General features: G+C 65.3%; 27 protein-coding genes and 1 tRNA gene. 17 read left to right on the forward strand and 11 right to left on the reverse strand.

Going from position 1 to position 24,465, the window contains the following annotated elements:
- Positions 1 to 17 precede the first annotated feature (17 nt).
- The 4 genes from ACPXB3_RS09065 (at position 18) to ACPXB3_RS09080 (ending at position 4,844) form a co-directional block, all read left to right on the forward strand.
- Complete coding sequence (locus ACPXB3_RS09065) at positions 18 to 848, forward strand: aldo/keto reductase (RefSeq protein ID WP_425704110.1); 831 nt, start codon at positions 18 to 20, stop codon at positions 846 to 848.
- Positions 849 to 961: 113 nt separating this feature from the next.
- A complete protein-coding gene (locus ACPXB3_RS09070; protein WP_425727492.1) occupies positions 962 to 1,393 on the forward strand; it encodes a GtrA family protein in 432 nt (143 codons plus the stop codon).
- Positions 1,394 to 1,507: 114 nt separating this feature from the next.
- Complete coding sequence (locus ACPXB3_RS09075) at positions 1,508 to 3,334, forward strand: glycosyltransferase (protein ID WP_425727416.1); 1,827 nt, start codon at positions 1,508 to 1,510, stop codon at positions 3,332 to 3,334.
- Positions 3,300 to 4,844, forward strand: coding sequence for a glycosyltransferase family 39 protein (locus tag ACPXB3_RS09080; protein ID WP_425704112.1), 1,545 nt, complete (start codon positions 3,300 to 3,302; stop codon positions 4,842 to 4,844). Before ACPXB3_RS09075 ends, ACPXB3_RS09080 begins: the two co-directional genes overlap by 35 nt.
- Before the next feature lie 15 nt (positions 4,845 to 4,859).
- On the opposite strand, the gene ACPXB3_RS09085 is transcribed toward ACPXB3_RS09080, so the two are convergent.
- Positions 4,860 to 5,738: a TIGR03619 family F420-dependent LLM class oxidoreductase gene (locus ACPXB3_RS09085; RefSeq protein ID WP_425704249.1), complete on the reverse strand. Its 879-nt coding sequence runs from the start codon at positions 5,736 to 5,738 to the stop codon at positions 4,860 to 4,862.
- Between the two features lie 581 nt (positions 5,739 to 6,319).
- Positions 6,320 to 7,198, reverse strand: a complete 879-nt coding sequence (locus tag ACPXB3_RS09090) for a DNA adenine methylase (RefSeq protein ID WP_425727493.1) — start codon at positions 7,196 to 7,198, stop codon at positions 6,320 to 6,322.
- A gap of 71 nt (positions 7,199 to 7,269) precedes the next feature.
- Here ACPXB3_RS09090 and ACPXB3_RS09095 point away from each other — a divergent pair, with 71 nt between their 5' ends.
- On the forward strand, positions 7,270 to 7,509 hold the full coding sequence (locus tag ACPXB3_RS09095; protein WP_425727417.1) for a helix-turn-helix domain-containing protein: 240 nt from the start codon (positions 7,270 to 7,272) through the stop codon (positions 7,507 to 7,509).
- Positions 7,506 to 8,468 (forward strand): DUF7687 domain-containing protein, encoded by a 963-nt coding sequence (locus ACPXB3_RS09100; RefSeq protein WP_425727418.1) that lies wholly within the window; start codon positions 7,506 to 7,508, stop codon positions 8,466 to 8,468. Before ACPXB3_RS09095 ends, ACPXB3_RS09100 begins: the two co-directional genes overlap by 4 nt.
- Here ACPXB3_RS09100 and ACPXB3_RS09105 read toward each other — a convergent pair.
- The 5 genes from ACPXB3_RS09105 to ACPXB3_RS09125 all read right to left on the reverse strand — a co-directional run bounded on the left by ACPXB3_RS09105 (position 8,465) and on the right by ACPXB3_RS09125 (position 12,984).
- The gene (locus ACPXB3_RS09105) at positions 8,465 to 9,529 is read right to left on the reverse strand and encodes an IS630 family transposase (protein WP_425727419.1); all 1,065 of its coding nucleotides are present in this window, start codon (positions 9,527 to 9,529) and stop codon (positions 8,465 to 8,467) included. The genes ACPXB3_RS09100 and ACPXB3_RS09105 overlap by 4 nt on opposite strands.
- A 183-nt stretch (positions 9,530 to 9,712) precedes the next feature.
- Complete coding sequence (locus ACPXB3_RS09110; protein WP_425704113.1) at positions 9,713 to 10,627, reverse strand: glycosyltransferase; 915 nt, start codon at positions 10,625 to 10,627, stop codon at positions 9,713 to 9,715.
- Positions 10,624 to 11,445 carry an ABC transporter ATP-binding protein gene (locus ACPXB3_RS09115; protein WP_425704114.1) on the reverse strand — a complete coding sequence of 274 codons (822 nt, stop codon included), beginning with the start codon at positions 11,443 to 11,445 and terminating at the stop codon, positions 10,624 to 10,626. The genes ACPXB3_RS09110 and ACPXB3_RS09115 overlap by 4 nt, the downstream gene beginning before the upstream one ends.
- 44 nt (positions 11,446 to 11,489) lie before the next feature.
- A complete protein-coding gene (locus ACPXB3_RS09120) occupies positions 11,490 to 12,353 on the reverse strand; it encodes an ABC transporter permease (RefSeq protein WP_425704115.1) in 864 nt (287 codons plus the stop codon).
- A 70-nt stretch (positions 12,354 to 12,423) separates the two neighbouring features.
- On the reverse strand, positions 12,424 to 12,984 hold the full coding sequence (locus ACPXB3_RS09125) for a bacterial proteasome activator family protein (protein ID WP_425704116.1): 561 nt from the start codon (positions 12,982 to 12,984) through the stop codon (positions 12,424 to 12,426).
- Positions 12,985 to 13,079: 95 nt separating this feature from the next.
- Between ACPXB3_RS09125 and ACPXB3_RS09130 the strand changes: the two genes are divergently transcribed.
- Positions 13,080 to 14,276, forward strand: coding sequence for an aminotransferase class V-fold PLP-dependent enzyme (locus ACPXB3_RS09130; protein WP_425704117.1), 1,197 nt, complete (start codon positions 13,080 to 13,082; stop codon positions 14,274 to 14,276).
- Between the two features lie 70 nt (positions 14,277 to 14,346).
- On the forward strand, positions 14,347 to 14,835 hold the full coding sequence (locus ACPXB3_RS09135; RefSeq protein ID WP_425704118.1) for a MarR family winged helix-turn-helix transcriptional regulator: 489 nt from the start codon (positions 14,347 to 14,349) through the stop codon (positions 14,833 to 14,835).
- Here ACPXB3_RS09135 and ACPXB3_RS09140 read toward each other — a convergent pair.
- Complete coding sequence (locus ACPXB3_RS09140) at positions 14,832 to 15,824, reverse strand: NAD(P)H-quinone oxidoreductase (protein ID WP_425727420.1); 993 nt, start codon at positions 15,822 to 15,824, stop codon at positions 14,832 to 14,834. The genes ACPXB3_RS09135 and ACPXB3_RS09140 overlap by 4 nt on opposite strands.
- Positions 15,825 to 15,953: 129 nt before the next feature.
- Between ACPXB3_RS09140 and ACPXB3_RS09145 the strand changes: the two genes are divergently transcribed.
- The 8 genes from ACPXB3_RS09145 to ACPXB3_RS09180 all read left to right on the forward strand — a co-directional run bounded on the left by ACPXB3_RS09145 (position 15,954) and on the right by ACPXB3_RS09180 (position 20,621).
- A tRNA-Ser gene (locus tag ACPXB3_RS09145) sits at positions 15,954 to 16,041 on the forward strand.
- 166 nt (positions 16,042 to 16,207) lie between these two features.
- Positions 16,208 to 16,486 (forward strand): hypothetical protein, encoded by a 279-nt coding sequence (locus tag ACPXB3_RS09150; RefSeq protein WP_425704120.1) that lies wholly within the window; start codon positions 16,208 to 16,210, stop codon positions 16,484 to 16,486.
- Entirely contained in the window at positions 16,483 to 16,704 is a 222-nt protein-coding gene (locus ACPXB3_RS09155) for a hypothetical protein (RefSeq protein WP_425704121.1), read from the forward strand. The genes ACPXB3_RS09150 and ACPXB3_RS09155 overlap by 4 nt, the downstream gene beginning before the upstream one ends.
- 187 nt (positions 16,705 to 16,891) lie before the next feature.
- Positions 16,892 to 17,527: a YoaK family protein gene (locus tag ACPXB3_RS09160; RefSeq protein ID WP_425727494.1), complete on the forward strand. Its 636-nt coding sequence runs from the start codon at positions 16,892 to 16,894 to the stop codon at positions 17,525 to 17,527.
- Between the two features lie 889 nt (positions 17,528 to 18,416).
- Entirely contained in the window at positions 18,417 to 18,833 is a 417-nt protein-coding gene (locus ACPXB3_RS09165; protein ID WP_425727421.1) for a CoA-binding protein, read from the forward strand.
- 7 nt (positions 18,834 to 18,840) lie between these two features.
- A complete protein-coding gene (locus tag ACPXB3_RS09170) occupies positions 18,841 to 19,590 on the forward strand; it encodes a hypothetical protein (RefSeq protein WP_425727422.1) in 750 nt (249 codons plus the stop codon).
- A gap of 29 nt (positions 19,591 to 19,619) precedes the next feature.
- Positions 19,620 to 20,108, forward strand: a complete 489-nt coding sequence (locus tag ACPXB3_RS09175; RefSeq protein ID WP_425727423.1) for a MarR family winged helix-turn-helix transcriptional regulator — start codon at positions 19,620 to 19,622, stop codon at positions 20,106 to 20,108.
- 30 nt (positions 20,109 to 20,138) lie between these two features.
- Positions 20,139 to 20,621, forward strand: a complete 483-nt coding sequence (locus tag ACPXB3_RS09180) for a hypothetical protein (RefSeq protein ID WP_425727424.1) — start codon at positions 20,139 to 20,141, stop codon at positions 20,619 to 20,621.
- 17 nt (positions 20,622 to 20,638) lie between these two features.
- Here ACPXB3_RS09180 and ACPXB3_RS09185 read toward each other — a convergent pair whose 3' ends face one another.
- Both ACPXB3_RS09185 and ACPXB3_RS09190 read right to left on the reverse strand, forming a co-directional pair.
- Entirely contained in the window at positions 20,639 to 21,166 is a 528-nt protein-coding gene (locus tag ACPXB3_RS09185; RefSeq protein ID WP_425727425.1) for a DUF1697 domain-containing protein, read from the reverse strand.
- Positions 21,167 to 21,170: 4 nt separating this feature from the next.
- Positions 21,171 to 22,322 carry a citrate/2-methylcitrate synthase gene (locus tag ACPXB3_RS09190; protein ID WP_425704128.1) on the reverse strand — a complete coding sequence of 384 codons (1,152 nt, stop codon included), beginning with the start codon at positions 22,320 to 22,322 and terminating at the stop codon, positions 21,171 to 21,173.
- A gap of 101 nt (positions 22,323 to 22,423) precedes the next feature.
- On the opposite strand from ACPXB3_RS09190, the gene ACPXB3_RS09195 reads away from it, so the two are divergent.
- Entirely contained in the window at positions 22,424 to 23,653 is a 1,230-nt protein-coding gene (locus ACPXB3_RS09195; RefSeq protein WP_425704129.1) for a citrate synthase, read from the forward strand.
- On the opposite strand, the gene ACPXB3_RS09200 is transcribed toward ACPXB3_RS09195, so the two are convergent.
- On the reverse strand, positions 23,644 to 24,423 hold the full coding sequence (locus ACPXB3_RS09200; RefSeq protein WP_425704130.1) for a methyltransferase domain-containing protein: 780 nt from the start codon (positions 24,421 to 24,423) through the stop codon (positions 23,644 to 23,646). The genes ACPXB3_RS09195 and ACPXB3_RS09200 overlap by 10 nt on opposite strands.
- Positions 24,424 to 24,465 lie beyond the last annotated feature (42 nt).

Genomic DNA, 24,465 nt, shown 5'->3' on the forward strand with positions numbered 1-24,465 from the left:
CGCCATATCCTTGGTGGGTGGAGATACCGTCGGTGACCCTCGCATCCGGTTTTTCGCTGCCGCTCGTCGGGCTCGGCACGTATGACATGCTCGGAATGCCGTGTGTTCAGGCGGTTTCCCATGCGCTCGACTCGGGTTATCGGTTGCTCGACACCGCGTCGCGGTACTCCAACGAGCGCAGCGTGGGTCTCGGGATCGAGGAATCGGGTGTGGACCGGTCCGAGGTGATCGTGGCGACCAAGCTCGGCGGTGGCGACCAGGGCTTCGACGAGGCGATCACCGCCGCCAAGGAGAGTGCGCGCCGCCTCGGGGTCGCCTACATCGATGTCTACCTGATCCACTGGCCGTGCCCGAGTCTGGGGCGGACGGTCGACTCCTGGAAGGCGTTGCTGACCCTGGCCGACGAGGGGTTCATCCGGGTGCCCGGGGTGTCGAACTTCAAGGAGCACCAGCTGCAGGAGCTCTATGACGAAACCGGGCGATGGCCGGAGCTCAACCAGATTCAGTGCTCACCGGCCCTGGCGCGCACAGAACTGCGGGAATTCATGCGTGACAACGATATTCATGCACAGGCGTGGCATCCGACGGGGCGCAAGGATGGGATGTCGGGGGATGCGACGGTCATCCGGCTGGCCCGCAAATACGGCAAGTCGCCCACCCAGATCGCGTTGCGGTGGGCGGTGCAGCAGGGCATCGGCGTGGTCCCGAAGTCGTCACACAAGGGCCGGCAGCTCGAGAACATCGATCTGTTCGGCTTCGAACTCGACGCCGACGACCTCGCGGCCCTCGCCGAACTCGATCGTGGCGAGGGTGCCGCGCGTAACTCCGACGTCGAAGAGGAGTTCTGAAGGTCTAGGGTGTCAGCGTGGTAGAGCCCAGCCCCGACGAGCCGAACGACCTGCACCAGGCTTCGCACGAGCATCATCCGAACCATGACGACTTCCGGACGCGGCACGCGCCGATGGCCCCGGAACTCCCGTTCGACGACCAAGAGGCGTCGACGAATCTGCCGTTGGCGACGCAGATCTTCCGGTTCGTCGTCACCGGGGTCGGCTCGGGCATCCTCGACTTCGGGCTGACCGCGATCCTGCAGTACGCGCTCGGGATGCCCGCCGGGTTCGCCAAGGCGATCGGCTTTGTCTGTGGCACGACGACCGCCTACATCTTCAACCGGCGCTGGACGTTCCGCGCCGAGCCGAGCATGGCCCGGTTCGTTGCGGTGGCCGTGCTCTACTGCGTTACGTTTGTCGTCAATGTCGGGGTCTATACCTACCTCTCCCACCTGTGGCCGGAAACGGTGCTCTACAGCCTGCTCGCCTACGTCATCGCCCAGGGGCTGGCGACCATCATCAACTTCATCGTGCAGCGCACGGTGATCTTCAACATCAAGTGACCGGTGTGGGGCCTGCTCGCCGTGTCGGCCGCACCGGCGGCCGATACCGGTGCGTTAGTCTCGGTGCGGGTCGGGGCGACCACGACTCGTCACGCGCACTGATTATGAGGGCCGATGCAGCAGGAAATTGAGCGGACGCTTGTCCAGCGAACGCTATTCGCGGGACCGCACCCCCGGGTGGCTCCGGGTATGTACGTCACCGCGAACCCGGCGATGGTGCGCCCCGACCGGACCGGGGTCCGGATGGAGCCCGGTGCAATTCTGAACACCAACACCTACTTCGGGCGGTTCGCCGCGAGCTACTGGCAGCGCTACACCGCGATCACCGCGGTACGGCTGGAATTCGACCACGATTGTGCACCCGACGCGACCCTTCGGGTGGAGGTCAAGGCATCCGATGCGGGCGGCCGCTGGCGTCCCGTCGACGCCGTCGAGGTCACCGGCCGCGGCCGGTCGGTTCTCGACCTCGACGTCCGCCGATTCGTCGACGGCGGCGGCCTCTGGTTCGACGCCACCGCGATCGGTGGTGGCGCGCGGATCGCGGAGGTGACGTGGTCGGTGCCGCGTCCGCAACGCAACCGGCTGATGTCGGTGGTGATGTGCACGCACAACCGCCCCGCCGACGCCATCTCGACGCTGCTCACGCTGGCCTCGGATTCGATCGCCCTCGACCTCATCGAGTCGGTGTACGTCGTCGATCAGGGCACGCAGCGGGTGGACGCCCACGACGAGTTCCCGGCCGTCAAGGACGTACTCGGACCGCGGTTGCAGTATCTGGTCCAGCCGAATCTCGGTGGGGCAGGCGGCTTCAACCGCGGCATCCACGAATTGACGCGAACCGGCGAGTGCGACACCGACATCGTCGTCATGGACGACGACATCCTGTGCGAGCCGGAATCGGTGGTCCGCCTCTCCGCCATGGCCAACAATGCCGTGCGGCCGGTCATCGTCGGCGCGCAGATGCTGCTGTTGTCGGAGACCTACCGCGTCCACATGACCAGCGAGTGGGAAGCCCTCGACGAGTTGAAGGCCGGCCGCCCCGGTGCCGGTGGGCGGGCCGGGCTCAATGCCCTGAAGAAGCATCAGGACGCGCGCGGCGATGCCGGCTGGAACGGGTGGTGGACAGCCCTGCTGCCCGCGGAGGCGGTGGTGGCGGCCGGACTGTCGTTGCCGCTGTTCTTCCAGTGGGACGACATCGAGTTCGGGATCCGCGCCCGCAAGGCCGGTTTCGCGACGGTGACGTTGCCCAATGCCGGTGTGTGGCATGCCGACTTCCACCTCAAGGACTACGACGACTGGTCGCGGTATTTCAGCTGGCGCAACGCGCTGATCGTGGCGGCCATCCACGGACGCTTCGATCCGACGGAGGTCGCGACCGTGGTGGCCCGCGAGATCACCGGCCACATCGTGTCGATGCAGTACGGGTTGGCCGAGACCTTCCTGCTCGCGGTGCGCGACTTCATGTCCGGGCCATCGATCCTCGCCGACGGCGGCCGCTCCAAACTCGGCGAACTCGCCGAGCTGCGCGCGCAGTACCCCGACACGGTCCGGCACGAGGCCACCGAGGGACTCGTCGGCGATCCGCGCATCGTCACCAAAGGCCATGAGCCCAAGGAGAAGAAGCTCGACCAGGTGATGGCCAAGCGGGTCGTGCAGCAGGTGCTCGGCCGGGTCCGGGGCGGCCGGGTGGCGATCCCGGCGGACAGCGCCCGGTGGTGGCACGTCGGCCTGTTCGCGGAGGCCATTGTCACCGATGCCTCCCAGACCGGCGTGCGAATCCGCCGCCGCGACAAGCAGATCGCGGTACGTCAGTTCCGTGAACTCACACAGGTATGCCTCGAACTGAGGCGGAACGCGCCGCGCCTGGCCGCACAGTGGCAGGCGGCGCTGCCGGAACTCACGAGTCATGAGAACTGGCAGCGACTCTTCGACGGCGACTGACTCGCCGCCGACTGATCGTCGGCGAGTCCTCGTCGCCGCGACGCTGGTCGGTCTGCTCGGCTTGCTGCTCGCGGCCGCCTGGTCCTGGCAGCCGTCGTTCTGGTACGACGAGGCCGCCACCATCTCGGCGATCAATCGCTCGTACCCCCAACTGTTTTCACTCGTGCATCACACCGACGCCGTGCATGCGGCCTACTATGTGGTGCTCAAGGCGTGGGCGTCGGTCTTCGGGTTGTCGGAGTTCGCGGTGCGCTTCCCGTCGGCGATCGCTGTCGGCGCGGCCGCGGCGGCGCTGGTGGTCCTCGCCGAACGGCTGTGGGATCTGCGGTTCGGGGTGCTCGCCGGTCTCATCCTGCTGACCATCCCGCGGGTGATGTGGGCGGGCAGTGAAGCCAGATCCTATGCGGGCACGCTGTTCCTGGCGATCGTGGTCACGCTGCTGTTGATCATCGCCGCCGATCGTGGTCGCTGGTGGTGGGTGGCGTATGCCCTCGGCGTGGTCGTCATGGTGGTCTGGTTCTTCTTGGCGATCACCCTGCTCCTTGCGCATGCGCTGTATCTGTTGTTGTTGCACCGGAAGGCCATTCGCGGGTTCACGATCGGTACTGCGGTGGCGGTTCTGGCGCTGGTGCCGTTCGGGCGGTGGGCATTCGGTCAGCGCGAACAGGTTTCGTGGATTCCCGACATGTCGGTCCAGCGGGTGTGGACGTATGCGCGCTTCGAGTTCTTCACCGGTTCGGTGGCGTACCCGATCGTCGCCGGACTGGCGCTCGCGATCGCACTCATGGCGGCGGTGACGACGTGGCGTCTGGACGGCGTCCGCCCGTTCGTGCTCGCCTGGTGCTGGTTGCTGCTCCCTGCGGCGGTGATCTTCGCGGTGTCGTGGACGGGCACCCATCTGTACGCCCCGCGGTATCTGGTGTTCACCGTGCCAGGTATGGCACTGCTGCTGGCGTGGTCGGTGACGGTGCTGGCCCGCGAGAGTCGCTGGGTGATCGGCGTTGCGCTGATCGCGCTGGTGGCCGCGGCGGCGCCCCAATACGTCACGCAGCGTGGCACATACGGTCATCTCGGTGGCAGCGACTTCTCCACCGTCGCCGACTACATCGGTGATCACGCCGAGCCGGGAGATTGCGTCGCCTTCGGGTCCGCACCGTCGTGGAGCCCCATCTCACAGCGGGTGACCTTGCGGGCCAAGCCCGCCGACTTCGCCGGGCTTCGGGACATCGGCGCGCGAGTCGCCGCCGCGCCTTCGGGTCGGATGTGGGACCTCGAGAGACCGGTCCCCGCGTATCGCTACTTCGCGAGAAGTTGTCAGGTGATGTGGGTCGTCGCCGACGGCGAACGAAGCCGACGCGCGGTCGAGTTCCCGGGCGGTATGTCCGACTGGTACTTCGAGCCGTATCACTTCACGAATACGCCGCTGTACCGGCAACTCTCGGCCGCCGGACTCCACATCACCGATCGCACCGAGTTCAATCACTCCCAGGTCGTGCGCATGCAGCGGTGAGTCGGTGCCGCCGCGTCAGCCGTTGACCTTGGCGATCACGGTGTCGGCGTAGGAGTTCAGATGGTCGAGCTTCTTCTGTAGGGGTTCGGTGTCGGCGCCGGTGATATACGGCAGCCGGAAGCCGACGATCACGTCGGTGATGCCCTTGTCTTCCAGCCGTTTGCAGCCGTCGACGGTGTAGGCGTCGAGCGAGATGATGTGGATCTCGAACGGGTCGTTGAGTTTTCCCTCGGCCTTGCGGATCTCGGTGATCCGGTCGAGCAGGGCGTCGAGCTCCTCCGGTGGTCCGCCGCCGTGCATCCAGCCGTCGCCGCGGATGACGGCCCGGCGCAGCGCCGCATCGGCGTGCCCGCCCACGAGCAGGGGGATCGGTTCGGTGGGGGCAGGGCTCATCTTGATCTTGGGGATGTCGTAGAACTCGCCGTGGAACTCGAAGTATTCACCGGTGGTGAGTCCGCGGACGATGTCCATGCACTCGTCCATTCGCTTTCCGCGTCTGCGGAAGTCGACGCCCATGATGTCGTAGTCCTCGGGCCAGGGGCTCGTGCCGACGCCCAGTGCCAACCGGTTGTTTGTCAGGTAGGCGACCGATGCCGCCTGCTTGGCCACCAGCGCCGGTGGCCGCACGGGGAGTTTGAGGACGAACGGGGTGAAGCGGATGGTCGAGGTGACCGCGCCCAGTGCGGCGGCCTGGATGAAGGTCTCGATGAACGCCTTGTCCTCGAGGAACTCGCGGTTGCCGTCCGGCGTGTAGGGATAGGTCGCGTCGGATTCCTCGGGATAGGCCAACGAGTCCGGGATGGTGAAGCCCGCGAATCCGGCTTCCTCCGCCGCCCGCGCGAGGGGCGCGTAGTAGGTCGGATCGGTCATCGCCTCGGCGAAGGTGAAACGCATGGTCATGGCTCCCGGTGTCGTGGTCTCGCCACCCAGAGTAGAACACGTTCTAATTCTGCGGGCAAGATCGCGGGAGCCCGCAAGGCTGAGGGCGCGGTCTACTGCAATGGTCAGTGCCTGGCTTTTGACGATTTGCTGGAGGCTGCAGCTTGCTAAGCTAAGCCACGGCTGCCGCAAACACTCATCCGACCAGAAGCAGTACCGCCGTACGTGTCCGACGGCCGGGTCTCATCCTCTGTGAGACGCTGTCGGGCGACGCCGCTGAGTACCGAACCCAATGTCGAAATCGAGCCGCTGGACATGGTGGTCCGAGTAGTGCTTCAAATCTTGCTAGCCGCACTTGGGCGTGTCGCGGCCATTCTAGCGATACCTACCGGCTATTGTACATTGCCGCCGGTCGGCGCGGCCATGGTCAGCCTCCTTGGACGATGACGGTGCGGTCGTTCGCCGTCAACTCACACGACGGCGTAGCGGAATTCGTCCACGCGCAGACTGACGAAGGGGGCAGTACATGTATCCGCAGGAACGCGGATACCTTTCAGTGTTCTCGCTCCCTCGCGCTGGTATTTGCGTACACTGCATCAATAGGTCAACAGTAAGCGATCCGAAACTTCTTCAGACTCCAACGTCAACCCGCCCATTTGAAAACGTCGTAGCATTGACCTCCCGCAATTCACCATCACTTCACTTTCGAACAGTCCCGTGGGTGCGTTGGTAGCGACACTTCTGAGACCAGACTTCTTTGTGCCGTCAATACTTAGTGCGACGCGAACCCCGCGGCTCTTGCATCGGTCGATCTCGTTGAATAGATCAGCAAGTACGAACTGCTGGGAACCATATAATATGGCCTGAGTATCCGTATAGGGAGGATCGCAATAGATAAGATCACCGACTCTCGCATCTCGCATTGCGTCACGGAAGTCCATATGCGCGAAGCTAGTTCCCTTGACTCGATCCGCCCAGACATCCACTCGCTTCGCGAATGATTCAGTCGAGATCGGTCTGTGTGCTCCGCACGGTGTGGACAGGAAGTGGTCAGCCCTACGGAAGCGAACCACTCCGCCGTAGCATGATCGCGATATATATAGGAGGTCAGCGCCGTTGGGTGAGTTGTTGTACGAAGCCTTAACTTTCTCGTATACCTCTACTTTGTTAGCGTAATCGTCGTCCACGCACTCACGACGCTCGCTATACCATTCCTTGAGCTCATCGGGATCGTCGGATAGTGTCATCCAGATTTCAGCTAACGGTTTGAGCGCGTCAGAACCGACCGCTCTAGGTGGCGCGTAGGTACCGAGAACCGCGCCGCTACCCAAGAACGGTTCATAGTAGGTCCGCACATCACTTGGAAAGTATGAGGCTATCTCATGCGCAAATCGTTGCTTGTTGCCGATCCACTTCAATAGCTGTGTCTTGAAGGGGGTGACTGGCCCAGTCACGTCAAACAGAGTAGGTGTCATGGTCACCGGTCGAGCATAGCACTACGCGATCCCAATTTCGGATAATCCCACGCTGCTGGTCCACTCACCCTGTGGACAAGTCCATCACAACGCAGGCACACGCGAGGCTGCTTGCTGTCCTGCGTGAAGCGCGGTCTGAGGCTGGGCTCAGTCAACACCAACTCGCAGACCGACTAGACGAGCCCCAGTCGTTCGTTAGCAAGTACGAGTCGGGCACGCGACGGCTCGACCTCGTCGAGCTTTGTGCGATCTCGTCAGCGCTCGGGCTGCCACTTCAGGCACTGATAAGACGCTTTGAGGAGTCAGAATGAAAGCGGACCCGCGGTTCACAAACAAACCGGTCCAATTTTGGGCATATGTGAGATCGGTCAGTGAAGCACTTGGATACTCGATCCGTGAAAGAAAGTCGAAGGGAGTTGTGACCGTACCGGCATCTGTTCGGAATCCATTGATAGAGGATCTGTTCTTTGCGCTTTCCAAGATGGATCAGCCCACTGATGCGCTCGGCAGCCTAGAAAACCCAAGTCACCTCGCCATCGAATTGAGTTCTTATCTAAGTCTGCGTGCGGAATTAATCAATGAGCATATTCGTCGTGACTTGATGACTGCGGAGGAGGCTCGCACAACTTTTCTGGAGGTCCAGCGTGAATTGAATGCAGTGCCAACCGGCATTCCTGTCCTCAACTCAAAAAGGGAGGAGTGTGCGGTTGACTATAAGGTTGCTGGTCAGACGGTCCGTGTCCCGATGAATAAGCAGAAGGGCGTAAAGAGATTTGAATCGTACCTGACGGGCATAATTAATCTGGTTGTCGCCGACGCATTGCAAGGATTGCCTTGCGACTATGACCCGCGAAGCATTACTCGGTTCGACCACGAGGATACTCTGTATCAGACCTTCTCTCGAAGGCAAGACGGAGCATTTCCTTCAACGAGAAATCCGATTTCCATTTGGGAAATTAAGGAGTACTACTACACCACTACATTCGGAAGTAAGATATCTGATGCGGTCTACATAACAAGTCTTGATGGCTACGAACGGGAGGAATTGGAACGCGTCACCAAGATTAAGATTAATCACCTGGTAATGGTCGATTCATATGAAACGTGGTGGGGTAAAGGACGGTCGTATCTCTGCCGCATGATTGACATTCTTCATATGGGCCACGTTGACGAAATACTCTTCGGCCGAGAAGTGGTGACTGCGCTGCCGGAGATAGCGCGGGAATGGGCGGCCGAGTTCGAGGCGCGGAAGATGTGGTCGACTGACTAGTGCGGCGTGTTTGAAGTTGTTGGACGGTAGGCTTTCGCGAGGATTTGTTCGGCGGTTTTCGTCCAGACGAATGGTTGAGCGCGTGGATTCCAGCCGTTGATGAAGTCGCGTATCTTGGCGGTGAGTTCGCGGACGTTGCGGAACGTGCCACGATGGATGGCTTGGCGTTCGATGATGCCGAACCATACTTCGACTAGGTTCATCCACGACGCCGACGTGGGTGTGAAGTGCACGTGTACACGAGGATTCGCGGCAAGCCAATCGCGGACCTCCTGCTTCTTATGGGTGGCGTAGTTGTCCATCACCAGGTGCAGTTCTTGGTCCGGGTAGGCGCGGGCAACATGTTTGAGGAACACCAGAAACTCCTGGTGCCGGTGCCGAGGCCGACAGATCCCGGTCACCTTCCCGGTCGCGATATCCAGGGCAGCAAACAGTGTGGTGGTGCCGTTGCGGACGTAGTCGTGCGTCTGGCGCTCGGGAATTCCGATCTGCATCGGCAGCGTCGGTGCCGTGCGGTCGAGTGCCTGGATCTGCGACTTCTCGTCCACACACAACACGATCGCGTTCTCCGGCGGGTCGAGATACAAACCGACGATGTCGGTGACCTTGCCGACCAACTCGGGGTCGGTGGAGAATTTGAACGTCTCGGACCGCCACGGCTGCACGCCGTGTTCGCGCCATACTCTGGCCACCGTGCCGTAGCCGATACCCAAGTGATTCGCCAGCAAGCGCGAACTCCAATGTGTGACACCGTATTTCTTCGGTGGAGGCGTCAACGTCGTGGCAATCACCTTGTCACGGTCCAACACCCGTGGACGGCCTGACCGGTCCTCGTCGTGCAAACCGTTCACACCGCCGGTCTCGTAGCGTGATCGCCAGTTGACCACGGTCTGCCGTGAGATCGAAAACCGCCGCGCAATCTCGGTGTGGGCCACACCATCGGCGGCCAGTAACACGATCCGCGCGCGCAGCACCAGGCCCGCCTTGGTGGTCGACGAACGAACCCATCGTTCCAACTCGGCGCGGTCACTGTCGGAGATGATCAACGGTGCAGCTCGCATACACCAATGAATCAAACAACACCGTCCAGAAACTTCAGGCGCGCCGCACTAGCGACGTCGCCTACTCGGGTTCATTCAAGCTGGCGTACTGGCTAATGTGTCCTGCTCACTCACGGTAGAGCGCGACGCAACTCTGAAGGCAAGATCGCGGGAGCCCGCAAGGCTGATGGGTGCCGCGGTCTACTATTCCGGCCGGACGAAGTGCTCGCGGCGGCCGAGGCGCTGCAGGCGCAGCCATTCGGCGAATCCGGTGACGTCGCGCTGCTGCACGAGGAAGTACCAGCCGAAGCGCGCGTACTCCTGGGGGAGCAGTTTGCGCATACCGGGCTGGGCCATGAGGTAGCCGCGGTTGCGGTAGGTGAAGAACCGCTTGGTCGGGTTGTCCGGATACTGCGTGTGCATCCGGCCCCCGAGGATCGGCCGGAACTCGTCGGAGCCGTAGGGGTGCAGATACGCTGTGGTCAAACAGGTTCCGAAGGCCAGCCCGGAACGTTGCAGGCGCCGATGGGTTTCCACCTCGTCGCCGCGGAAGAACAGGCGGAGGTCGGGGACGCCGATCATCTCCAAGGTCTCGGCCCGGAACAGCGCCCCGTTGAACAGCGAGGCGATGCCGGGGAGAAGGTCTTCGCCACTGTCCTCGCCGTCCTCGAACAGTTCGGATCGCCTACGCCGCCAGGCGATTCCACGCCGCAGCGGAAAGGCAAGGGTGTCGGGATCGTCGATGTTCACCACGACGGGCGACACCTCGGCCAGGTCGTGGCGTCGCGCGCACCCGAGGAGGGTCTCGAGCACCTCGGGGCCCTCGGGCCGGCCGTCGTCGTCGGCACACCACACCCAGTCGGCACCGAGCGCCAGCGCATGCAGCATACCCAGGGCGAAGCCGCCGGCCCCGCCGAGGTTGCGCTGCGAACCGAGATAGGTCGTCGGCACCGGTTGGGCCGCAACGAGTTCGGCGACCTGCGCTTCGTCGGCGTTGTCGACGACGACGATGTGGTCGACGGGCCGGGTCTGGCCGGCCAGCACCGTCAGCGACGCGCTCAGCAACTCGGCTCGCCGGTGGGTCACGACCACCGCGATCACCTTGCCCTGCATGCTCATTCGCCCTCGGCGTCCTCGCGCTTCATACCCGAGATCACCTCGCGCACCTGGGCGGCGGCCTGCGGCCCCTCATAGGCCTCGACCACATCCTCGATGCCGCCGTCCATCCGGATCTCACCGTGATCGATCCACAGTGCCCGGTCACACAATTGCGCCAGGAATTCGTTGGAGTGGCTGGCGAAGACGAGGATGCCCGACCGCGCCACCAACGCCTCGAGCCGGGTGCGGGCCTTCTTCATGAAGTCCGCGTCGACGTTGCCGATGCCCTCGTCGAGGATCAGGATCTCGGGATCGATGCTGGTCACCACGCCGAGCGCCAGCCGCACGCGCATGCCGGTGGAGTAGGTGCGCAACGGCATGTTCAGGTAGTCGCCGAGCTCGGAGAACTCCGCGATCTCATCGGTCTTCTTGAGCATCTCCTTACGGCTCATACCCATGAACATGCCGCGGATGATGATGTTCTCGTAGCCGGAGATCTCCGGGTCCATACCGATGCCGAGGTCGAAGACCGGCGCGACCCGGCCGACCACCTGGCAATGGCCGCGCGTCGGCTCGTAGATCCCCGACAGCAGCCGCAGCAGCGTCGACTTGCCGGCACCGTTGTGGCCGACAAGTCCGACGCGATCACCGTGCTGCAGATGCAGATTGACGTTCTTGAGCGCCTCGACGACGATGACGTTCGACGCATTCGCGCCGATCACGCCACCGGCCGCGCCCATCACCGACTTCTTCAACGACCGTGTCTTGGCGTCGAAGATCGGAAAGTCGACGCAGGCGTCCCAGGTGTCGACCCGGACGTTGCTCTTGCTCGTGGCCATCGTTGTCGTCGCCTTATCTCCGCCGGTCGCCCATGGCGCGGCGGTCACACCCAATAGGCCACGCGGGCCCGGTAATTGCGCATCACGGCCAGTGCCATCAGCCAGCCGACCACGGTGCAGCCGATGACGATCAGCCAGTGATAGAAGGCCACCGACTCACCCAGCAACGGGCCGCGTGCGATGTCGAGGTAGTGGTACATCGGGTTCAGCTCGACGAGCCGCAGCCGCGCCGACTTCTCGCCGCTCTGGCGTCCCAGACTCTCGGTCGTCCAGATGATCGGCGTCATGAAGAACACCAATTGCACAGCCGTGGTCAGCAGCTGACCGATGTCGCGGAAGCGGGTCGAGAGAATTCCGAACACGATCGAGGCCCACACGCCGTTGAGCACGAACAGCACGATCGCCGGGATCACCAGGATCACCGTCCAGTTGATCGGCTGTGGGAACACGATCAGGATCACGATGTAGATCACGATGTTGTGGGCGAAGATGATCAGCTGACGCCACACCATGCGGTACACATGCACGCTCACCGGGGACGGCAACTGCTTGATCAGGCCCTCGTTCTTCGAGAACACCTCGGCGCCCTCGAGGATCGAACTCTGGATGAAGTTCCAGAAGATGAACCCGAGCGTCACATACGGCAGGAACGACTTGATGTCCATGTGGAACAGCTGGCCGTAGAGCAGCCCCATGGCCACCGCTGTGACGCCGGTGGCGATCGTGATCCACAGCGGGCCGAGAAGAGAACGGCGGTAGCGTTGTTTGATGTCCTGCCAGCCCAGATGCAGCCACAGTTCCCGGGCGCGCAGACCATCGGACAGGTCGCCGAACGCGCGCGCCATGGACCGCGAACCGGCGCCCGATGGCGGCGGCGGGATCCGACCCTCGCTTACTTCCGCTGACACGAGGCCACAGCATACAAGCGCCGTGCGGACGCTCTCCGCGCAGCGTGGGTGATCAGCCCAGATGTCGTGATCAGAGGTACTGCCCGGTGCTGCCGTGCCCTGACGACGGAGTCATGCCCGGCGGCAACGCACCTTGGCGCATCTGCTCCAGTTGCGCCCGCGCGGCCATCTGCTGGGCGAACAACGCCGTCTGGATGCCGTGGAAGAGACCCTCGAGCCAGCCGACGAGTTGCGCCTGCGCGATGCGCAGTTCGGCGTCGGACGGGGTGGAGTCGTCGGTGAACGGAAGTGCCAGGCGTTCGAGTTCCTCACGCAACTCCGGTGCGAGGCCCTCTTCGAGCTCGTGGATCGACGACTCGTGGATCGCGCGCAGCCGGTTGCGGCTCGCGTCGTCGAGCGGAGCGGCACGGACCTCCTCGAGCAGCTGTTTGATCATGGTGCCGATCCGCATCACCTTGGCCGGCTGTTCCACCATGTCGGCGACGCTGGTGCCGTCGGCGGACTCCTCGGCCGAGGCCTGGGTGCCCAGCGGCGACCCGGCGCCCACCACGACGACCTGATCGTTGTCGTCGTCCGGGCTTCCGTCTCGATCAGGTGTTCCGAACGGACTCGCATTGCTGTCGATGACCATGCGCTCCATTGTGCCCAATGCGTCTGTGGCCGATGCGCCCAATTGGGCACCGGATACCCGCCAGGGCCTGTACACGGCGCGTCTATCGTGGGGCCATGGCCTTCGACGTCGCCCATGCGCGTGGACTTTTTCCCTCGCTCGGCGACGGCTGGATCCGCTTCGACCCGCAGGCCGGGTCGGTCATACCCGACTCGGTGGCCAGTGCGGTGTCGAGGGGATTCCGCCGGCTCGGCGCCTCCCCGCGTGGACGCTATCCCGCTGCCCGCGAGACCGCCGAGGCACTGGACGGGGCGCGGCGTGCCGTCGCCGACTTGCTGTCGGCGTCGGCGGACGGGGTGGTGCTCGGACCGTCACGTTCGGTGCTGTTGTGGACCCTGGCCGAGGCGATCAATCCCAACACGTGGCTCACCGGCAACGTGGTGGTCAGCCGCCAGGACGACGAACCCAACATCCTGCCGTGGCTGCGCGTCGTCGACCGGGTCGGCGGCAGCTTGCGGTGGGCCGAGATCGACGTCGAATCGGGCGAGTTGCCGCCATGGCAATACGACGACCTCATCGACCGGCGCACCGCGGTCGTGACGGTACCGCTCGCGTCGTCGACGCTGGGCACCATCACCGACGTCTCCGAGATCGCCGCCCGTGCCCGCGAGGTCGGCGCGATGGTCGTCGTCGACGCGTCCAGCGCGGCCCCATACCTGCCGCTCGACATCGGCGAACTCGGTGCCGACGTCGTCGTGGTGTCGGCCGAGCGCTGGGGCGGCCCGCGCATGGCGGCGATGGTGTTCGCCGAGCCCCGCGCGATCGACCGCCTGAACACGATGTCCGCCGACCCGCTCGCGGTCGGTCCCGGACGTCTGGAGATCGACGAGCATCAGGGTGCGCTGCTGGCCGGCCTGGTGGCGTCGGTGGAACATCTCGCCGGGCTCGACGAGGACGCGCTCGGTAAGCGGCGTCGCCGCCTCACGACCTCGCTGGATGGGGTCAACGAATATCTGCAGCGCCTCGGCTTCTACCTCGTCAACACGCTCGACCAGCTCAATCACGTGTCGGTGATCGGCAAGAGCGACAACCGGGTGCCCCTGGTCAGCTTCACCGTGGAGGGTGTCGGCGCCGACACCGTGGTGCGACGGCTGGCCGACAACGGGATCTGTGCGCTCGCCGATCTGCCGAGCCGCGCGCTGGCGCGCATGGGGGCCGGCGATTTCGGGGGAGCGGTCACCGTCGGGCTCGGCCCGTACTCGACTCCGTACGAAGTCGATCACCTCGTCCGGACCCTCGGCTCGCTGGCCTGATCGACCGAATTGTCGGTCAGATGACCCAATGAGTTCGTAAGAAACGCTCTGGCGCACTATCTTGTGGAAAGTGAAGAGCAAGGGGTCGGTGTCCATGGGGTCTGTCTCACTGTCCGGCGACGAGATGGACGTGTGGCGCGCGGTCGTCGACGGCGGCTGGGCGCTGATGGCCGAGGTCAACGCCGGATTCAGTGCTGCGGGCGTGACCGTGACCGACATGCGGCTGCTCGAGATCATCGTCGCGCGCGAGTCCGCGGGGATCAGCGAGCTCGCGGCAGCGATGCACGCCGGTGTCAGCAGGGTCTCGCGCGTGGTCCGGAGACTCATCGACGACGGACTCCTCGAGCGGGTGCCCTCCCGGTCGGACGCACGTCACCGCCTGGTCCGCATCACCGACCGCGGGCGTGCCGAGCTCCGGGCCCAGCTCGACGTGCGCGACGCGGTGATCCGCGCCCACGTCGTCGAGATGCTCACGCCGGAGGAGTACGAGAATCTCGGACGCATCTTCGGCAAGATCCGGGACGGCTGCTCGGCCGACGATTGTCCGCCCCCGCGCTAGCCGGTTGCTGGTCGGGCGGCCGAGACGCGCAGCAGGACCTTGCCGATCGCCTCGCCACTGTCGAGACGCTCGTGTGCCGCGGCCGCGTCGTCGAGGTCGTAGACGCTGTCGATGACCGGCACCACCTTGCCTGCGGCGATCAGCGGCCACGTCACCGCCTGTGTGTGGGCGACGATCTGCCTCTTGCCGCCGTCGCCGTCGACCGGGCGCGACCGTAGCGTCGTGCCGATCACCGAGGCGCGTTTGCCCATCAGCGTCGCGATGGAAAGCTCGGCGGTGGCTCCGCCCTGCATCCCGATGATGACGAGCCGGCCACCGGTATTGAGTGAAGAAACGTTGCGCGACAAGTACTTTGCGCCGATGATGTCGAGAATGACGTCCGCGCCACCGTGTTCGGAGATCACCTGGGCGAAATCCTCGGTGGCGTAGTTGATCAGGATGTCGGCGCCGAATCCGGCGCAGCGATCCAGCTTCTCCTGGGTGCGCGCGGTGACGGCGACCCGGGCGTCGAGTGCGTGCGCGAGCTGCGTGGCGTGCGTGCCGATGCCACTCGAGCCGCCGTGTATCAGCAGCAACTCCCCGGCGCGCAGCCCACCGGCCTCGACGACGTTGGACACGACGGTGCACGCCACCTCCGGCAACGCGGCCGCGTCGGCCACCGGAACCCCGGCCGGTACCGGCAACACCTGCGCTGCCGGCACCACGACCCGCTCGGCGTATCCGCCGCCGGCCAGCAGGGCACACACCTCGTCGCCGACCGACCAGCCGGACACGTCCGGGCCCACCTCGCTGATATGGCCCGACACCTCCAGACCGAGCGTGTCGGGGGCACCGGGCGGCGGCGGATAGTGCCCGCGTCGTTGCAGCAGGTCGGCACGGTTGACCCCGGCCGAGACGACGTCGACGATCACCTCGTCGGCACCGGCGACCGGATCGTCGATGGTGGAAACGGACAGATCGCCGGACGAAGAAACGGTGACGGCACGCATACCCCGATCGTGGCACACCATGGCGTCCGCACGCGGTCCGTCCTGGTAGACGCGGTCGGTGCACCGGTGGCGTTCTCTCATTCGCCCCGCGTTCGGCGTCGTGGCCTCCTCACGTACCCTTTTCGGCAGGGAAGCGTGGCAGAGCGGCCGAATGCACTCGCCTTGAAAGCGAGCGTGGGTAAAACCACCGGGGGTTCAAATCCCTCCGCTTCCGCCAGGAGGGCCGAGGTCGTTTCCGGGGATCCGGGAGCCGCCCCTGGTCCTCGCGGATGTCATGTACGTCGATTGGGTGAAGCCAGTGGGGGGCTTGATGACGGACCCGCTTTCGGTTCGGGATCGGCCGTGCCTCGGATCGAGCGAGCGCCGAGTTGAGTAGCGGTTCGATGGCGAGGTCGTCGGGATCATTGTGCGCGCTGGTTGCCGGCGCGTCCGCGAGCATCGTGGGTGGTCTCGCCAATGGGGTCTCGAGATTTCTTGTTGCGCAAGACATGGTATCGGTGGGTCTGCTCGCAGGTGTCTTGATCGGCGCAGGCGTCGTGGTGCTGACGACGCGGATCTTCCTGTTTCCACGGATCGGGACGTGGACCCGATTCTCGCCGATGGCAGGCGGAATGGCCGCCGGGATGGTGTGTGCGGCCCTGCTGTTGCTGGTCGGCCTATGAAGAACGAGGTGTGGTCGATTCTCGGTGCCGTTTGGGGAGCACTGCTTCTGGTCTTCGGATTGTTCTACCCACCTTTGTGGATTGTGTACGTCTTGGCCACGATCTCGCTGGTGCAACCGGCCCGCACCAGATCCTTCGGGATCGGGATGACGTGCGCGCTACTCGCTGTCGGCGCGTTCGCGGTCGTCCGGCTGTCGTTGGATTCCTTCGCGGGCTGATAATTCGCAGCAGCGAGCGGATCGACGTGAGCGTGCCCGGCACGTGTTGCCCATTGACAGCCAGGTGCGAACTGCTTGGGGGACAACCGATTAGGTCTGGTCGCGGGATGGATCGCCCTACGTGCGTACCGGCCCCACCTGCTCGATGTGCCAGGATCAGCGGGTGCAGAGTGTACGTAGACGGGAGTTGCTGCTCGCGACGGTGCTGGCCGCCATCGCGGGGTATCTCGATGCGGTCGGCTTTCTCCATCTCGGCGGCTACTTCGTCTCGTTCATGAGCGGGAACACGACGCGGGCTGCGGTCGAGGCGGTGAACGGCCGGTGGGTGTCGGCCGGCCGCGCCGCGGGACTGATCGGGTTGTTCTTCGTCGGTGTCGTGGCGGGGTCGTTGCTGTCGCGGTCCCGCGACGGGCGGAGCATGGTGTTGTGGGCGACGACCGTCATCATCGGTGGCGCAGCGACGGCACGATCGCTCGGTGTCGGCGTGCCCGCGATCGTCGTGATCGCGGTTGCGATGGGCCTGCTCAATGCGACCTTCCAGCGCGGCGGCGAGGTGTCGATCGGCATCACCTACATGACCGGCACCCTCGTCAAAGCCGGTCAGCGCCTGGTGGACGGCTTCTTCGGCGGCTCACGCACCGCATGGCTTCGGTATCTGGCGATGTGGATCGCGCTGGCGATGGGCGCGGTCATCGGCGCATACGTCTACACCCGACTCCCCGACGCGGTGCTGTGGATCGCCGCCGGCGCCTTGCTGTTGACCACCTCGATCACCACGGTTGTGCGTCGCAGGTCTGAGTCCTCTGGCCACCGCGAGCACTGATATCGGACCGCTGCGAATACAGAATGCGGCTATAGCGACGGCCGAGACGATAATCGTCGCGACCGTCGCCATAGCCGCAAGTTATATTCGGTGACGGGGCCGAATGGTGTTGCGCGTTCCTTGACGAATCCGGGAAGAGTCTGCCTGCGCGGCCGTGCGCGTGTACACCGACTGCCGAGGGAGTTTGCGGGGCTGGCCAACAGCGGTGGTGGTGGCATAACGGGCCAGGGCTTGTCACCGGTGGATCGCCTGCGGATGTGTGGTGCGTGTCGAGGACGAAATGCTACTGACGCGAATACAGAATGCGGCTATAGCGACGGCCGAGACGATAATCGTCGCGACCGTCACTATAGCTGCAAGTTATATTCGGTTGCGGGGCTGAATGGCGTTGCGCGTTCCTTGACGAATCCGGGCCGGTCACGGTCACCTTCTCCCAGGGCACCGAAATATTGGTCGCCTTCTCGTCCTCGATGCCATTGACGTACCAGGAGGCGTCCACGTCCGAGACCCCGGAGGCAGTCACCCGATACGTGACTTCTACCCTCCGCTGGAATTCCTTGACGGCCTCATGCTCGGCGAGGCTGACGACAGGGAAGCCGCCGCCGATGAGGAGGACGATCGTGAGGACGACGCTCCCGAGGACCCATGGCCAGACCGTCCGCTTTTTTCTGCGGCGGCTGTGGCGGATACGGGTACGGCTGTTGCCCGTAGGGCTGCTGATGTGGGGCGGGCCCGCCGTTACCGGGCGGGAGAAGCCTGGTCACGTCGACTGGGCTCTCCTTGATGCCCATGGGTCGAAGCCTGTGGGTCGTGACGGGATCGTAGTCGACTCGGACCGCACCACCTCACGCCCGCAGGACCGGCGCCCGCGCGCTCTAGACTCGACGCCATGAGCACCGACGATGTGGTGGAACAGATCCTGCGCACCTACGACACCATCACGGTGGTGGGGGCCAGTGCGAATCCGGCGAAGGCCGCGGGCGAGGTTCCCGCAGTCATGCAGTCCAAGGGCTGGCGGATCATCCCGGTCAACCCGACCGCCACCGAGATCGTCGGCGAACGCGTGTATCCAACGTTGGCCGATGTTCCCGAGCAGGTCGGCCTCGTCGATGTGTTCCGGCCGTCCGCGCAGACTCCGGAGATCGCCCGGCAGGCCGTCGCCGTCGGGGCCACCGCTCTGTGGCTGCAACTCGGTATCGCCTCACCGGAGGCTCGTGAGATCGCCGAATCGGCCGGACTGCTCTACGTCGAGGACCGGTGCCTGCTCATCGAACAGCGCCGCACCGGGATCAGCGGCGGCGCCTGAGCGCACCGTGAGCGCGCTCGAGCACTTCTGGCACTCGGGTCGATTGCCGGTGTCGTTGCTGTTCATCGCGTTTCTGCTGACCTTCGTCATCACCCGGACCATCACGCGCCTGATCCGGGCGGGCCGCGGGCCGTTTCGCAACAACGTGCGCGGCGGGGTGCACATCCATCACGCGGTTCCGGGGCTCATCCTGTTGCTCGTCGGTGCGGTCACCTCGGTCGCCGTCGCCGGCCATCGCCCGGGTGCGCTGATCGCGGCGGTCCTCATCGGTGTCGGTGCGAGCCTGGTGCTCGACGAGTTCGCCCTGATCCTGCATCTCGGCGACGTCTACTGGACCACCGAGGGCCAGCTCTCGGTGCAGGTGGTCTCGCTGACGACCGCGGCGCTCGGGTTGCTCGCACTGGGAATCGACCCGTTCGACGACGACTCGACCGCCCACCTCGACGGCAACCTCGGAATCCTCGTCATCCTGCCGATCCACATCGCGTGCGTGCTGATGTGCGTCGCCAAGGGCAAATACTCGACGGCCGCGGTCGGCGCGTTCATCGTCCCGGTGGGCTGGGTCGGTGCGATCCGGCTGGCCCGGCCGCACTCGCGGTGGGCCGCCCACCGCTATTCCCCGGCCAAGGCGGCGTGCAGCGCGAAGCGGGCCGCCGACTTCGATACCCGCTTCGGTAAATGGGGTCTGACCATCGAAGATCTGGTGGCGGGCAAACCGTCGGGAGACGCGCCCGGTGCCGCCCGCCCTACCATGTGAACAACGCATACGTTCCGAAGAGGAGGGCCATGTCGGAGCCGACAACGCCGATCGCCGGACCGGGGGGCGCCGACGATAATCCGCTCCTGCTGGAACGGCAGGTGTGCTTCGCGCTGGCGGTCGCCAACCGATCGGTCCTGCGGATCTACCGTCGGGTCCTCGATCCGCTGGGACTCACGCATCCGCAGTACCTGGTGATGCTGGCGCTGTGGGAGACCTCGCCGCAGGCGGTCAAGGAGATCGGCGCGGCGCTCCAACTCGATTCGGCGACGCTCTCACCGCTGCTCAAGCGACTCGAGGCCACCGGGCTCATCGAACGCCGTCGCCGCGACGACGATGTCCGTAACGTCGACGTCGATCTCACAGCCGCCGGGCGGGCGCTGCGCGAGCAGGCGCTGTCGATTCCGACCGCCGTCGTCGACGCGCTCGGCGTCGACCGCGCCGACCTCGAAGAACTGCACTCGGTGCTCACGCGGGTCAATGCGGCAGCGGTGCGGGCCGCACACGAGCCCGGCTGAGCACAAACCGCATTGGGCTAAGGTCGCATTATGTCGGCCATCGCGATCGTTGTCATCGGCGTCATCGTCTTCGTCGCACTGTTCATCCTGATCGGGGCCATCTGGTTCGCCTGGGATTCCGACAAGCGGGTCCGGGCGTTCGCGCGCTCGACCGACCTGATCCCCGGCAAGCCGAGCCGGGCCCCCGACGACTGGACGACCGCCACCTCACCGGAAGCGTTGCTGCACCGACGTGTTCGCTATGCGATCGCCGACGTGCACCAGAATCCGGCGATCCCGCACGACGAGCAGACCCTCGCCGAGCGGGACCGCCTCGACGACGCGGTGTTCGCCGTCGACGATCAACTCATCGCCGCGACGGAATTGAGCGGTGACGAAAAGACCGAACGACTCGAACAGCTCGAGGGTGCGGTGGAAAAGCTCGAGGAACTGCCTCGCAAGTTGTGGGAAGCGCCGTTCGCGCAGCAGCGCGAAGACATCGGAGCGGTGACCGCGGCATTGATGCGCGTGTAGCGCCCGGCCCGCCACGCTCAACTCTGCGCGAGCTCGATCAAGGTGCGGACGGTGCGCAGGTTGCGGCCGGTGCCGGTGACGCCGAGACCGCGGGCGATCTTGGGTACCGACAACTTGGTGGCCGCCACTCCGGCCCGATAGCGGATGTGCAGGTCTGCCCCGATCACTGCCAGTTCGTCGGGTTCGAAGTCATTGTCCAGAAACGACTTCACCAGCTCCGCGTCAGGGACGCCGGTCAGGAAGTAGAGGTGTGCGAACTTCTCCTCGCCGGCGTCGAACGGGTACGCGGCCACCGCATCCCCTAGTTGCGCCGCCGACCGGGCGATCACTTCGCGAAAGAAGCCGAAGCGATCCTCGATCCGCGTCTCGAGCGTCCGGGCGAAGTCGTCGGGGCTCCCCGGCGGGGTGCAGACAAGGTTGCCCGACGCGATGTGCGTCTTCACCTCGGTGGCGCCGAGTTCGGTGGCCAGCGAACGCAATTGCGCCATCGGCAACTTCGCGCCCCCGACGTTGATCGCGCGGATCAGATAGACCTGACGTGCCATTTCCTCAGTCTGGCACGCCTTCCCCGGTCACGGTTGGGGCCGGCCCGACGTAACGGGCGGCGGGCCGGATGATCTTGCGGCTGCGGGCCTGTTCGAGGATGTTGGCGCTCCATCCGACCACCCGGCTGACCGCGAAGGTCGGGGTGAACATCGAGCGCGGCACCCCGCAGCATTCCATCACCACCCCGGCATAGAACTCGACGTTTGCGTAGCGGGGCTGTTCGGGATAGGCCTGCGCGAGCACGTCGGTGATCGCGGCCTCAGCGGCGACGGCCTGCTCGACAAGGGGACCGCCGAGTTCGCGGGCGATCTCGCGCAGCATCAGCGCGCGCGGGTCGGCGGTGCGATACACCGCGTGCCCGAATCCCATGATGCGTTGCCGCTGCTCGACCTGCCGGCGTGCCCACTCGGTCGGATCGCCGAACGCCGCGATCTCGTCGAGTGCGTCGAGCGCACGGTCGGGTGCCCCGCCGTGCAGCGGCCCGGAGAACGACCCGATGGCACCGCACACCGCCGCGAACACGTCCGCACCGGTGGACGCGATGACCCGGGCGGTGAAGGTGGATGCGTTGAATCCGTGATCGATCGTGGCGATGAGGTAATGCTCGATCGCCCGTACATGTTGCGGTGTGGCCTCGCGCCCGGAGATCAGATACAGCCAGTTGGCGGCCGCCGACAGATCGCGGCGCGGCGCCAGGGGCTCCTCACCGGCGCGAATCCGGGCGAGCGCACCGAGGATCGTCGGGGTGAGTGCGGCGACCCGGATGGCGTCGACGCGACGTTGCTCGTCGTCGCTGTCCCATAACGGTTGCGTGCCGGTGGCGCTGCCTGCCGCCGACAACACCGTCCGCAGCCCGGCCAGCGAGTCCCGCTCGCCACCGAGTAGTGCTGCCGCGGTGAGGATTCCGCCGACCTCGGGCGGCAGCACCGACAGCTCGTGCACCACGTCGACGAATCCGGTGAGTTCGGCGGCGGTGGGCAGATGCCCGTGCACGAACAGGAACCACACCTCCTCGAAGGAGCGGGTGCGCGCCAGCTCGATCGCCGAGTACTGGCGGTAGTGGTAGAAGCCCTCCGATCCGCGCACGTCCCCGATCTCGGTGTCGGCGACGATGACGTCGTGCAATCCCGGTGGTGCGACAAGTGGTCCGGTCATCGTGACTCCTCGTGGTCGTCGAGGGCGTGCCCTCGTCTGCGGTTCCCACGGTTCACGATGGCGACGTTGAGCGCGGCGGTCAATGTTGATTCAATCAATGTGTGGACCGCACACACACCCGCCGTTTTCCGAAGCCGATCCGTCATGACGGCCGTGACTACCTGACGACCGAACAGGTCGCAAAGGTGTTGGGGGTCAAGATCTCCACGGTGTATGCCTACGTGAGCCGCGGGCGGCTGCACAGTACCCGGATCGACGGATACGACGGCAGCATGTTCCCGATCGACGAGATCGACGCGCTCGGCGATCGTGCCCGGCACCGTCCACCGGCCGGGGTCGCCGAACGCATCCGCACCCAGCTCACCCTTCTGCACGACGATCGGCTCTACTATCGCGGCCGTGATGTCGTGGAGCTCGCTCGCGCATCGACGTATGAGCAAGTGGCGCAGTTGCTCTGGGAGCAACCCTGGGTATCCGCCGCCCCGTCGCGCGGGGTCGGCGCCGCAGTGCGGCGCGTGGCCGGGCCGAATTCGCGTGGCGTGGACCTGATCCGGCTCACCGTGGATCTGTTGGGTGCGCGAGACCCGTTGCGGCATCACATCGAGCCGGCCGCGGTGACCGTGAAGGCGTCCCGGGTGCTCGTCACCGCCGTCGACGCGCTGACCCCCGGACCGGCGGAAGGCTCATTCGCGCAACGTCTGTGGCCGCGGCTGACCGACGAGCCCGCCACCGCCCGGACGGCCGCCCTCCTCAACGCGGCCCTGGTGCTGCTGGCCGATCACGACATGTCCGCCGGCGCCGTTGCGGCCCGCGTCGCGGCGAGCGCGCGGGGTAGCGTCTACGCGGTCATCGGTGCCGGCCTCGGCGCCTTCGACGGGCCGATGCACGGCGGCGCAACCACTTTGGCCTACCGATTCCTCGCCGACGCGCTCGACGACCCGACCGCCGCCGTGGCCGCTGCCCTCTACGCCGACACGCCTGTTCCCGGAACCGGACACGTCGTCTATCGGACGGGAGATCCGCGGGCGACGGCACTGCTGGAGATGTTGCGGCGCAGCGGTGGCGGGGACCGTCGGGTGGTGCCCGCCCTCACCGCGATCGACGATGCGATCGGCCCGTCGTCGTTCATCAATTCCGACCTGGCGCTGGCTGCCGTGGCGTTACGGTACCGGATGCGTCCCGATGCCGCCGAAACCGTCTTCGCGCTCGCCCGCATCGCCGGATGGACCGCGCACGCCCTCGAGGAGTACCAGGCGCCACGGCTGCGCTTCCGGCCCGAGGGCGTCTACACCGGCGTGCGGCCGGGCGGCAGTCCCGCCGATCAATACTGATGCGCCGCCGGCCCCGCGACGGCGAAGGTACGGCGGAACGGCAGCGGCGTGCCCCACGGATGTGTCGGGTACCGCTCACGCAACTGCGCCTTGTAGTCCTCGGTGAACTGCTCGAGCAGATCGTCGGGCAACGCCTGCAGGTACGGGCGCGCACCGGTACCCGAGATCCAGTCGAACACCGGGTCCTCGCCGTCGAGGACGTGCAGGTACGTGGTCTCCCAGGCGTTGACCGAGTAGCCGCGCTCGGCGAAGAACTCCAGATACTCCAGGGGGGCGGTGGTGGGCAGACGTCGTACCTCGTGCAGATACTGCGCGTACGGCTCGGTGCGGGCGATCTCGTCGAGCAGCGTGTGGGTGGTCGAGCTGGCGTTGTTGGGAACCTGCACCGCAAACGCGCCGCCCGGCGTCAGGTGGTCGAGCAGGGCACCGATGACCGTGAACTGGTCGGGAACCCACTGGAACATCGAGTTGGAGACGATGAGATCGACCGGCTCGTAGGGCGCCCAGGTGGTCACGTCGTGGATGTCGTAGTTCGCGTCCGGGTCGGAGTTGCCGCGCAGCGCCTCGTCGATCATCTCTGCCGACGAGTCGATGCCGAGGATCTGGGCGTCCGGCCAGCGGGCCCGCAGGTGGCGGGTGAGGTGCCCGGGTCCGCAGCCGAGATCGATGATGGTGACCGGTTCGATCGGGACCTGCGCGATGAGGTCGAGGAACGGGCGTGTGCGGGCGTCGGCGAACTGGAGATAGCGTGTCGGATCCCAGACGGGCATGCATTCACCCTAGACGTTTCGACCAGCCGCCGCGTGTCTCGT

The sequence above is a fragment of the Gordonia sp. DT219 genome, assembly GCF_049847065.1.
Classification (GTDB): Bacteria; Actinomycetota; Actinomycetes; order Mycobacteriales; family Mycobacteriaceae; genus Gordonia.